Source organism: Photorhabdus sp. CRCIA-P01 (genome assembly GCF_003545805.1).
Classification (GTDB): Bacteria; Pseudomonadota; Gammaproteobacteria; order Enterobacterales; family Enterobacteriaceae; genus Photorhabdus; species Photorhabdus antumapuensis.
The window spans coordinates 64,368-76,829 of sequence record NZ_NMQR01000022.1 but is presented as its reverse complement, the minus strand read 5'-3'; the positions used below and the strand labels follow the sequence as shown (position 1 = coordinate 76,829).

General features: G+C 32.5%; 7 protein-coding genes and 2 pseudogenes. 6 read left to right on the top strand and 3 right to left on the bottom strand.

All coding sequences use genetic code 11. From position 1 onward, the window contains the following. A partial coding sequence (locus D3222_RS14210; RefSeq protein WP_157975334.1) for a glycosyltransferase occupies window positions 1-407 on the bottom strand: 407 nt, incomplete at its 3' end. 1,518 nt (window positions 408-1,925) lie between these two features. Here D3222_RS14210 and D3222_RS14200 point away from each other — a divergent pair. The 3 genes and pseudogenes from D3222_RS14200 (at window position 1,926) to D3222_RS14185 (ending at window position 6,343) form a co-directional block, all read left to right on the top strand. After that, the gene (locus D3222_RS14200) at window positions 1,926-2,498 is read left to right on the top strand and encodes a serine O-acetyltransferase (protein ID WP_118986744.1); all 573 of its coding nucleotides are present in this window, start codon (window positions 1,926-1,928) and stop codon (window positions 2,496-2,498) included. A gap of 1,638 nt (window positions 2,499-4,136) precedes the next feature. Beyond that, entirely contained in the window at window positions 4,137-5,132 is a 996-nt protein-coding gene (locus D3222_RS14190) for a glycosyltransferase family 2 protein (protein ID WP_118986743.1), read from the top strand. A gap of 197 nt (window positions 5,133-5,329) precedes the next feature. Further along, a pseudogene (locus D3222_RS14185) lies at window positions 5,330-6,343 on the top strand (IS630 family transposase). A 506-nt stretch (window positions 6,344-6,849) separates the two neighbouring features. On the opposite strand, the gene D3222_RS14180 reads toward D3222_RS14185, so the two are convergent. Beyond that, window positions 6,850-7,794, bottom strand: a complete 945-nt coding sequence (locus D3222_RS14180; protein WP_118986742.1) for a glycosyltransferase family 2 protein — start codon at window positions 7,792-7,794, stop codon at window positions 6,850-6,852. Window positions 7,795-8,640: 846 nt separating this feature from the next. Between D3222_RS14180 and D3222_RS14175 the strand changes: the two genes are divergently transcribed. The 3 genes from D3222_RS14175 to D3222_RS14165 all read left to right on the top strand — a co-directional run bounded on the left by D3222_RS14175 (window position 8,641) and on the right by D3222_RS14165 (window position 12,111). Then, window positions 8,641-8,922: a hypothetical protein gene (locus tag D3222_RS14175; RefSeq protein WP_157975333.1), complete on the top strand. Its 282-nt coding sequence runs from the start codon at window positions 8,641-8,643 to the stop codon at window positions 8,920-8,922. Between the two features lie 632 nt (window positions 8,923-9,554). Further along, entirely contained in the window at window positions 9,555-11,105 is a 1,551-nt protein-coding gene (locus D3222_RS14170; protein WP_118986740.1) for a phosphoethanolamine transferase, read from the top strand. Between the two features lie 100 nt (window positions 11,106-11,205). Next, the gene (locus tag D3222_RS14165; RefSeq protein WP_118986739.1) at window positions 11,206-12,111 is read left to right on the top strand and encodes a GNAT family N-acetyltransferase; all 906 of its coding nucleotides are present in this window, start codon (window positions 11,206-11,208) and stop codon (window positions 12,109-12,111) included. A gap of 84 nt (window positions 12,112-12,195) precedes the next feature. Here the strand turns inward: D3222_RS14165 and D3222_RS14160 are convergent. Further along, window positions 12,196-12,411, bottom strand: a pseudogene (locus D3222_RS14160) (tail fiber assembly protein). Between the last annotated feature and the right edge of the window lie 51 nt (window positions 12,412-12,462).

Sequence of the window (12,462 nt, the reverse complement as noted above, 5' to 3'; positions counted from 1 at the left end):
TCATTTAACCCACTGATAAATATGTCTGGTTTTTTAGATGTCAAAAAATCTAAAATCGCTCTCATGGAAAAAGCAGATAAAAAATCATCACCATCAACAAAAGTTATATATTCTCCATGACTTATTTCTACTGCATATTTTTTTACTTTACCTAAACTTCTGAACTCTTTTCTTATGTAAATAAACGATTCATTTTCCGCTGAGAATTTTTTTAAGATTGATGAGGTTGAATCAGAAGAACTGTCATCTATTAGAAGAACTTCATATTCTTCAGGATCACAGTCAGATAAAACATGTTTTATGGTACCTATACATTTGAAAATCAATAATTCTAGATTATGTGCAGCTACCACAATTGATAATTTCTTTGAAAAGCAACCATAAGTATCGTTAGTTTCAGTCGTCATAGACGATAATCCTCTTATATTACTGTCTTAAATGATCGTCAAATAATAATCTCATTTTTGATATTTCCCTTTCGAAGAAAAACCATAATTTGAGACATACTTTAAGGAACACTTCTTTATTGTTTTCACGAGTTAAAATATTACTATTGATTTTTACCTTTTCGTTACCTCTGTCCATAAAAAAAACATTATGCTGGTAACTGAACTACCTACAATGATATTCACCAAGTTTCGTAAACCAAGAAGAATCAGCGTTTACCTTACATACTAGCAATAGATGCACCGCATAGATAAAGTAGCAATTCTAACAGAAGTTTTCATACCAGCGGCAGTGAGAAGAGGTCTAAAGCACACTAAACTTGTTTAGTTTTTAAAGAGCATGGAGACTAATATGCAATTTCTATATTTAATGAATTTCATTATTAGCACTATACAATATAATTTTCATCATGTGAATCAAAATTATCTGAAATGATTTATTAAAGCAGAATAATTTAAATATAGAAAAACTTATAACTTATATAGGTTGGATTCAACTATAAGTGAGAGCAATTTTTTAGGAGGACGGCCAGTTGCTATACATAGATATTTTTCCCATTTCCCAACACATGAAAATAAACCATGCATTATAAAAAATAAACATACCAGATATATCTATTTTTCGAATCTTTATCTCCCTAGGAAAAAAAGAATAAATGAGAATGTCAGTGGATTCATCAGACAATACTTTCCAAAAGGAATGTTTTTTGTGGCTCATTAACTCACCACAATCCTTACCAATCCTGCTTTTTAAAGTATTAAACGAGGCTAGATATGGTGAAAATCAGGTATTTCCCCATATCAATTAAGTTATAGTGATAGCTTACCACGATGGGAACTAACCATCCAAGTTATCAAAGTAGTAGGTCAGACTTTTTAGCCCTCTCACAAAACTTTTCCCAATCACGTTTTGGTTTGGTAGGGGAGATTGAGATAGATATTATCAAATTGGGTGGGAAGCATTTGGGACAAACATCGAAAGATCACCAAGAGTAACCATAGGTACCTTCGGTAAGGTGGGACGTGTGAGCACTGATAAATGCGGGAATTGGTTAATTTACAATATGACTCTACTCACTTCTAAGCCGCAGGCCACAGGTTCGAATCCTATAGGGATATAATTGAAGGCATTATTAGGTTCAATCAAAATGGATGCACCCAGATGCAGATGAAGTTAAAGATCTTTTGAAATTTCATTAGATTAGTGACGCCTGGCTCTTTACATTACTTTGAGGTATATACTTGTGTAAACGCACCGTACGCTTGGAACATACAGTGCTCTGCTGTTGCAGCGTGTCGCGTAAATTGAAAAAGTGCGTCATTTGATGATAAAATTCCCGTGCTGCGTTTTTCATCAAAATATATGGGGTTACTTTAGTGTAAAGGGAAACTGTTAGAATTTGGACGTGAGCAGCTATGATTGAGCTATTTAAATAGGACTGATGTTTGTATACTCATCACGAATTATTGGAGGATATTATGGATAAGTACAGCTATTCTAGCATTGAACATTTAAAACGTTGTCTAATGGTAGAAGTGGTATGTTCTGATATAAAAAAATTCACTTGGGGCAGAGCGATACGGCGTACATGGCAATATCCTAAAAGGAGATTCAACTTCTGGTGGCGAATTGCTAATTATCTTTACTTATCTAATAAAACCCCCAAATTAGCAGAATATATAAATAACAAGCTAAGATCTAAATATGGCTGCGATATCGGCCTTGGTGCTCAGATCGGAGTAGGACTTAGCATATATCACTATGTTGGGCTAGTAATAACTAATAGAGCAATTATCGGAGAAAACTTTAAAGTAAGACAGAATACCACTATTGGTGTGCAATCTACTTATAATGATGGTGGTGTTACTATAGGTGATAATGTTACTATAGGTGCAAATGTTTGTATTATTGGAAACTACATTACTATTGGTAATAATGTATTGATTGGCGCCATATCTTTCATTAATAAGAATATTTCATCAAATTCGGTATGTTATACTCCTAAATCTGAAAATATTAGAATAAATACAAAAAACACATCTCTTCTTTAAAAGAGATTTCTATAAATTCTCAAGCAGGCGGATTTGACTAATAAGTGCATTTTTCAGGAAGGGTGGTCAGTTGCTATAGTGGCCATCTTTCTCGTAAAAGGAAAATGCACTGTGGTCTATAAACGCTCAAATTCATTTCTTTGATTTCAGATTCAGCACCTTTAATCAAAGTAGGTAACTCTCTTCTTTTCAAATCGAAGTATCAGCTCAAGCCTCAACTAATACATCTAGTTATTTTCGCTATATTAACTTCATTTAAAAGTGTGGATAAATTTTCAATTTATCTTTTACAAAAATAAAGAGCTAAACAGCCTTTTCTTCTATAATAACAAATACGCTTCAGTAAACTCCGCATCCAGTGACTAGATGATATACATTACAGTTCCACTGTTTGCAAGTTTGTAATGCAAAATCCCTCCCATAAGAACACTTTGCATAACTTCAATATTATCCTGAGGAGGTGTAATAGTGTAATAATAGGAGCGAACTTTCCCTATTGTTTATTTTTAATAAATAATGTTGAACCGCGAACGTCCCGACTAAATGTAATAGTGCATCCCTCTAGCCCAGCTCCTTCCCATTAATCTTCCGATTACTCGGCACGGCATTATTAGCCTTTTTAATCACTTCCACTAAATCAATATTCTCAGGCGCATGAATGCGCCTAGTGTTAAAAAGCACTCAATTGACGCCGTTTTGTAAGGCTTGGGTATTTTCATCCAAGCTCCTCACTATTTTAATTGATATGTAATTCCACCAGAAGGCCCATGCTTAGTAAAGATTTGAGTAACTGACGGATGAAAGTTAAAGGTGTTCCATTTTTAGAAGTAAGAGGGAGCCTTCTCATCCCTCAGAAGCTTAGGACACTTATGAAGTGGATAAACAGGAAGAGGTGCTTTACGAGTTAATTCCAAGAATGAAACAGAAAGCAGGTATAATAGTTCTTAGTTAGCTGAATGACTGTGAATTACCCCACCGGAGGTAGTTAAACTTTATCATTCCACTTATCATCAATACTATAGGAATGTTCAACGAACATTTAATACACTTATATGTGTATATGTGAAATTTCTGGTTCTGGGAAAATATATTTTATAACAATACGTTAGAGTAAAATCAAAAGATAGTAGAGAAGTAGTTTCATTTAAAATAGATATTATTCATTAATTGTTAGGAATAAAAGCGATTTTGATTTAAAATAGTCGTATCAGTTTTGATTGCCCATCAATCTCATAGTGACGATGTAAAGGACGTCAAAGCAGTGAATGAACTAGAATTTGTATACATATCAGATCCTATCGTTTTGTCTTATGTATTTTAAAAATAAGAAAGGAAAACTTGGAAAGTATCTAAGGTACAAGAAGTTATGTAAGAAAAATGGCTAAATTATCTACTTTTGAATTTCATAAAGGAGCAGAGTATTGTTTTTCTGAATGCATCATTATGGTACAGGGTTATGTTTTTAATGGATAAATATCTAAAGATTTTGATAAACAAATTATTTTATCATAGATGTGGTATTTTCCCGGAATATGTAACCAAATTAATTTATAAAAACAGGTCAAAAAAAACTTGATTTAAATCATAGATAACCAAGTTAATTAATTTTCTTAATTATACAACATAATAAGATGAAATATGTTATATAGAGAACCAGCTATATCAGTAATAATGTCTGTTTTCAACGGACAAGAATTCCTGCTTGAAGCTATAAATTCTATTTTAGAACAAACGTTTAAAGATTATGAATTCATCATAGTTAACGATGCTTCAACTGATAAAACTTCCAATATACTTTCAGAGTTTGCTGTTAAAGACAAAAGAATAAAGATAATTAATAATGCCAAAAATATGGGATTGGCTCGCTCACTAAATATTGCGATATCAGAAGCAAAAGGTAACTTTATTGCCAGGATGGATGCTGATGATTATTCATATCCAGATAGGCTATTAACACAATATCAATATATGAGTAAACACTCAGATACTATTGTTTGTGGAACATCAATGAGAACATATGAAGAACTTAGAAATAAAGTTCCTCCCCTGAGCCATGAAGAAATAATTTCAAGTATTGTATTCGATTGCCCATTCTATCATCCTACTGTGATGATTCGAAAAGATGTTTTACTAAAATCAGGTATAATCTATCCTGAAAATTATGAAAAAGCACAAGATTATGGGCTATGGACTGAATTATTTTTAACTTCAATTAATAATAATTATAAGTTTATTAATTTACCCAATACATTATTGAAATATAGAACACACCCAAATAAAAATAGAAATGAATACTTTAATGAGCAAGCATATTATGCTGCAAAATCCCAACTTAAATTAACACATGCACTAGGCATTGATATTGACATTAAAAATATTATAAAAATAAGCTCTTCAAAAAAACTATCATCAAATGAAGTTATTTATTTAAATAGTATATTTAAAACCATGATAAATAAACTCAACATTTCTTTACCGGTCGAGTGTAAAAAGCACATTCAAAAAATTTACATAGCAAAAAAATTCAAATTATACTCCCGGACTAATACTAGTGACTTATTAGGTTTTTTTCTAAAAATATATTCTAGATTTTTATATTTAGCAAATAGGAAAAAAATAAAGTCAGTACTATAATATTATAAAGTACGATGGAGAACTGCTATGAAATCTATATTATCTATTATTGTTACTGCACACAACTTCGAGCTATTTATTTCTAAATGTTTGACTAAATAACTTTTCAAAATAGTAGATCACTTGGAGGGAACTCAGTCCAGTTTTTGCGATCTGATCAATTGCAAAAAATCCCAAACCCCTAAACGGACTGAGTTATGCCCATCATAGCACTGATACCCCGCAATGAACGACGCCAGATGAAAAAAATCATCCAGAGCACCCGAGATAAAAATTATGCTCGCCGACTCATGGCCATGTTGATGCTACATCGAGGCGAATCTGTTTCACAAGTCGCAAGAACCCTTTGTGCCGGTCGTTCTTCCGTCAATCGCTGGATAAATTAGTTGACTTTATATGGTCTGGAAGGTTTGAAAAGCCTGCCTGCGGGCAGACCCACTGTCTGGAATTTAATCCCACTTTATCCTTTACTGTCTTTTTTATTGCAATATTCTCCCCAACAATTGGGTTGCTTGCGTTCTCGTTGGAGTCCTGAACTTTTTATAATTAAGATCAATGAATTATTAAATACAAAATTATCCATCAGCACCTTCTATCGTTACCGACATAAAATGGGTATCGTTTGGCGAAGAGCTGCACCAACGCTTAAATTACCCGATCCCGAATACCCTGAAAAAATGGCGAAAATTACCGAGGCATTGTCAACGTGCTCGGAAAAACATCCCGTTTTTTATGAAGATGAAGTCGATATTGAGCTAAATCTAAAAATCGGCGCTAACGGGTATTTAAAAGGGCAGCAGAAACGTATAGTGACACCCGGAAAAAACCAAAAACATTACCTTGCGGGTTGTCTGAATGTTCAAACAGGGAAAATGACTTATGTTGGCGGGTTAAATAAAAATTCTCGATTATTTATCAATGTATTGGAAGAACTTGATCGCCAATATTGTCATGCTGAAACCCTCACATTGATTTTGGATAATTATAGTATTCACAAAAGCCGGAGGGTCAGTGATTGGCTGGCCCATCACCCTAAATTTAACCTATTGTTTTTACCTGTTTATTCCCCCTGGCTGAATAAAATTGAGCGCCTGTGGCAATCCCTGCATGAAACAGTGACACGAAATCATTGCTGCCAGTATATGTGGCAGTTGCTCAAAAAAGTGAAAATATTTTTAAATTCATTTTCCTACAGAACTAACAGAGAATAAAAATAGAAGGTGTATCATAATTATGAAAAGTTATTTATTAGATGTTGTTCCATTGACAGAATAACTATGAACAACTGAGTTTCATTATTTCTTCTTTAAAGAACTGTTTTCAATTTACTGCTTTGGCTATTTCAACATCTAATTCTAAGGATGATGCTTGCTATAGAATCGAATATCTTCGTTCGATATCCGATTCTAAGTTGATGATAAAATTTTTCATTCTTTCACCTGGCAATATTGGGAAGGAATCTGAATAAAATAAACCGTGAAATTTCAAATGGATAATATCGAAATTGATTGAGATAATAAAGTATTTCTAATACTCCAAAATATCTTGACAACACTATTACACCTCAGGCACTAAGATTACTGGGAAATTAATATTATTATTGTATTTATTTGTCAGAAAAGGACCATCTCTACAATGGTAATATATGTTAATCACAACTTGGTACTAATACCTACTTTAATGTAAGAGAATATAAATTTTTCCACCATTTGAAATTCTATTTGTTTCTTACTTTTAGAAATTTTCTTTTAAAACTAAATCTAACATTATGATCTAACATAAAACTTAATATTGAAAGGTCTTTTACTATCTGATAGATAGAATCAGAATATTCTTTTGACAGCTTATCTCCATATTTATAGAGAAGTTCTATAGCATGACAAGCTGTAAGGTTCCTGAATTTTCTACCGAAAGTTTTATCAGTTATTAAGATGACCTTTGCCATTGTATTTATTTTAACCTCACTAATGGAATTAGATAGACTATCTTCTCTTTTTATGTAGTTATAGTATTTCATCTCAGTATAATAAGCATTATTGCATTTGACTAAAAATAGAGGAAATGATAGGGCATCTTCATAACAAGGAACCTCGGGAAAATTATTTCCATGAAATAATTTCTTCTTAAAAAATTTCCCGCATGAATGTGCCTGAAATTTCTTATGAATTAAAAACTCTTTTATTGCTGTATCTCTACGAAGTTCTACGGGGGATAATAATTTTGATTTTTCTATTATGTCCGAATCTTTTCTTACTTCATTTAACCCGCTGATAAATATATCTGGTTTTTTAGATATCAAAAAATCTAAAATCTCTCTCATGGAAAAATCAGATAAAAAATCATCACCATCAACAAAAGTTATATATTCCCCATGACTTATTTCTACTGCATATTTTTTAACTTTACCTAAACTTCTAAACTCTTTTCTTATATAAATAAAGGATTCATTTTCCTCTGAGAATTTTTTTAAGATTGATGGCGTTGAGTCAGAAGAACTGTCATCTATCAGAAGAACTTCATATTCTTCAGGATCACACTCAGATAAAACATTTTTTATGGTATTTACGCATTTGAAAATCAACCCTTCTAGATTATGTGCAGCTATTATAATTGATAATTTCTTTGAAATGCAACCATAAGTATCATTAGTTTCAGTTGTCATAGATGATAATCCCCTTGTTCTACTGTCTTAAATGATCGTCAAATAGTAATCTTATCCTTTAATATCTCTTTTACGGAAAAACTGCAACTTGAGACGTACTTTAAGAAACCCTTATTTTTTTCACGAGCTAAAATATTACTATTAACTTTTGCCCTTTAGTTACCTCTATCCATAAAAAAACATTATACTGGTAACTGAACTACCTACAATGATATTCCCGAAGTTTCGTAAATCAGGAAGAATCAGCGTTTACCTTACATACTAACAATAGATGTACCATATAGATAAAGTAGCAATGTTAATGGAAGTTGTAATACCAATGACAGTGGGAAAAGGCCCATAAAGCACATCGAACTTGTTTAGTTTTTAAAGAGCACGTGAGACTAAGATTCAATTTCCATATCTAATGAATTCTATTATTATCACTATACAATATATTTTTCATCATGTGAATTAAAATTATCTGATAAATGGTTTTTAAACCCAAATACTTTAAATATAGAAAAACTTATATATAGACTGGATTCAACCAAGTAAGTGCAATTTTCTAGAAGGATGGCCAATTGCTATAATAGACATCTTTCCCACTTGCCAACACAGGAAAATGCACTATAGCCTATAAGCAACTGACCTAAACAGAAAGATACCCGATTTTAGCCCTAAAAAAGAGGTTTTTCACAACGTTTCGTTGCGTAATCATTCAATCGAAATCCATCAATCTTGAACAACGAACTGTAAATAAATTAGAAAATAAAAAAATATTACCTAAAACCGGCCCATCTTTAGATGCTTTTTCGCCATCATCTTGCTAAGAAAACCATAAAAATAACCAAAGAAATAAAGCATATGGATAAAATAGTTAATCTGGCAGGATTTAAGCCGGAACAAGTCGTTGATTATCTTAAAAGGTATGGAAGGACTTCTTTGCATCATGAAACCGATATGGTTGTTATGCAAGAAAAGGAAAAATTAAAAATAAAGTCAATATTAACTAATGCCAAGAACTCGTTGATAAGAAATAACATATTGGAGACAGAAAAGGAAGACTGTAATTTAAATTGTGTAATATACCTGTTCTTGATATATTTTTTCCAACAACACAGTCAGATAAATTATGGGCGAAAATAAGCTTAAGCCACCAGCCACCAGCCACCAGCCACCAATAGTTTCTCGCATGGAAATCAATATTAACAAGATCGGTATAGATACTCTTGCTCGTTATGACGTAGTTTGTATATTGAAAAATCTTCATCATGGAACCCAATTAAGTAACCGAGTGAAATGTTAGAAGATTTACTCGATTGCTTTCAACTTCTGGGAAATCAATATAGGCAGGATAATCATTCCTTTTTTACGATACCTTCCTATAGCTCATTAGCTCACAACGATCCTTGGTAAGTCAGTTTTTTAAAATATTCAATAGGAATAAATACGGTGAGAATTAACCACGTGTGTATTTAAGAACTATCTTATTTACTTTATCTTTCTACTATGATTTGTTAACATACTGTATATTATGTTTATTTCCTACATTGGTAGGATTTAGTGATACTTTCATGTTGTGAGTTCTTTTTATTATAATTAAAGTATTCAGGTTTTCACCAATGGATGAAATTAATCTTGATTCACATAACGAAAAATACATAGTATAGTATTGATAGAAAACCCGGATGGATGAAGAAATTGAATCTCCGTTTTTTCTACTTTTTGAAAGCTAAACTGCATTTTACTACTACACGATGTGCTATTGATAGATAAATATGAAACTTACAAAAAACCACTTAATCAAGCTACTACCAGTTGTTGCACTCTTAATCTTTTGCCTTTTAGCTCATATGGCTTTAGGTTATCGCTTAAAAATAGCGTATGCATTCGCTATATTCTCTGTTTTTCTATTGTTAAACAAAGTAACAATAGTTTATAGGTCCCTTCTTATCGTTCTTGGTATGGCAACTCTTATTTATGCTCCTATCGGGCTTACATACGGCTCACCAAACTTCAACTCAATTCTTTCGTTATTCTATACAAACGAACAAGAGGCTAGTGAATTCATCTCTTCTATTCCAACTGAACACTATCTTTTTAGTTCGTTTATTTTGATCTTTTGTTTGTTATCTTTTAAAGTAAGCATTAATTTACATAGGAATGTTAATGTTCTTCTATTTTCTTTTGCATTAATTACTACAATACATCACCCTTTAAAAGCTTTTATACAGGGTAAGGAATTCAATATTCTTGACTCTGGACTTCCTGAAATTAGAGCAGTCAAAGATGCTACTATCAATTTTATAAGGGTGAAAAGTGAACATAAAAAAATGCAACAAATACTAAGTGAAAAGGATTCATTGGGAACAGTATCAGAAAAGTCCAAATATAGTACCTATATTGTTGTGATTGGAGAAAGTGTACGTAGAGATTTTATGAATGCGTATGGATTCCCGATACATAATACACCTTTTATGAGCACCTCCAATGGGACGCTTTTTACAAATTATATCTCAGCAGGTCCATCAACCCAAATATCACTGGAAAATTCATTAGCAATGGTCAAAGATGGTAAAGATTTTCTAAGCAATAATATTGTTACATTAGCAAAAAAAGCTGGCTTTTATACTTACTGGATATCAAATCAAGGTTCTATGGGAGTATTTGATACTCCAGTTGCCAGTATGGGTGCAAGGGCTGATTCTCCATTATTTATTAAAAAAGGTGAATCCAGTTCTGGCCTTAACAGAAATATGCCAGATGCAAATATAATACCGATTGTGAAAAAAGCCTTAGAGGATAAAAAAGAAAAGAAGCTAATTGTTATCCATTTAATGGGGTCTCATTCTCCCGCTTGTATCAGAACAAATTATGAATACAAAGTATTTTTTAAATCAGAGCAGGTTTCTTGCTATATACAGAGTATTGAAAACACTGATGACTTGCTATCAATAATTACTGATGAAGCACAGAAAAATGAGAAGAGTTGGTCTTTGATGTATTTTGCTGATCACGGAGTATCTTTCTTTGAGAAAGATACTAAGAAGATGAGGCTTGCTCATAATGATAAATATAAGCAAAATTATCAGGTCCCTATGTTTATTACATCTTACGATGATACATCTCGTAATATTATTAACGCTCAACGAAATGCAATGAATTTCTTAACTCTATTTTCAGAGTGGACAGGTATTAAAGAGTCTACAATATCTGAGAGTTGTAAAATGTTGTCTAATGAAATATGTAAAAATCAAGATGATGTTCTGAACTTTAGTAATAAAATCATCAAGTATAATTCATTATCGGAAGATAAAATTTCTGAATGAATTTTATACTATGAAAAATACAAATAGGGTATGTGTTATACCTGATTTATAGATACGTGAACGCTGTTATTATGAACTATTTAATGGATAAAGATTTTAGATGAAAACATTACTATCTCTGTTTGGGTGGAAAGAAGCTAGCATTGATGATTATAGTAAATGCTACAGTATGTACGGTGGGGGATTGGCAACACACCCGGTTGTTTTAGACTTCGTTCATAAACATTTTAAATGCGATGAAAAGTACTATGTACAGAGAACTTCTAATGGGCTATTGACTGCTGCCATATGCGTATGGGGAGGAAAGTTCTTAGCAAATGATCCTTCTGCTCCATTATCAAAACATATCCCTATAGCTATTCCTAATGACGAATTAATCATCCCTGCTTCTCTGGAATATAAATTTTTATTACCTATTAAATCAAAATTTATATCTCCTTTAAATAGAAAAAATGTAATTAATTCAACATATACATTTAACGCCAATAGAAAGGTTTGTATTGCTAAAGAATTAGGTAACGGAGAAATACCGATAAAATCCCAAAAAAAATATAAAGACCGATTGAAACGCTTTCTAAAAGTTGGAGGAAAAATTGCTGATTGTGAATCTTTCAGCCCAAGAGAAATAGCAGACATTTATTTTTCTCTTACTGAGAAAAGGTGGGGTTCTTGTTCTGTGGATAGAGAACTAACCCAAAAATTATTTGAACTAATCCAACCTCTTATATGGGGTAATATACTATTTTACAAAGATGAAGCTTGTGCATTTCATTTTATTACAAAGACATTTACTTCTGAACACACTATCTTTGAGTTTATCCAAGCAGGCATGGATACATCAGATGAATTACAAAAGCACTCTATTGGCTCTTTGCTAATTTGGAGCAATATAGAAAAAGCTCATTCTCAATATGAAAATGTTAGATACTCCTTCGGCTGTCCATCCAGAGAATATAAACTCAGATGGTGTAACCTACAACCAATTGGCAGAATACTGAGTCTGTAAAATTAAAAAGAACTCTCTCAGTGAATTGCAAAATAACAGCATAATAGGCAGGGGCAATCTCGAAGACAGACTAAATAGAATGCCTTACGATTGCCATTGGGCTGCGCATAAGCAGCCCTTATTGTTGTTATTCTGGCATCTCAGGCCATTTAATATCGGGGCCAATGATGTGTCAACACGGTTGAGCAATACCAGATACTTTTTCCATTCAAGTAACAGTGCCTATTCCTTTTCCAAAGCTAATTCAGTATCAACGGCATATTGGAGCAATGTAATGGTTTCATTAGCTTGTGCACACAGTATGCCGCGTAGTTGTTCTGCCTGCTCAATCTCGCTATTATAGCGGGTGGC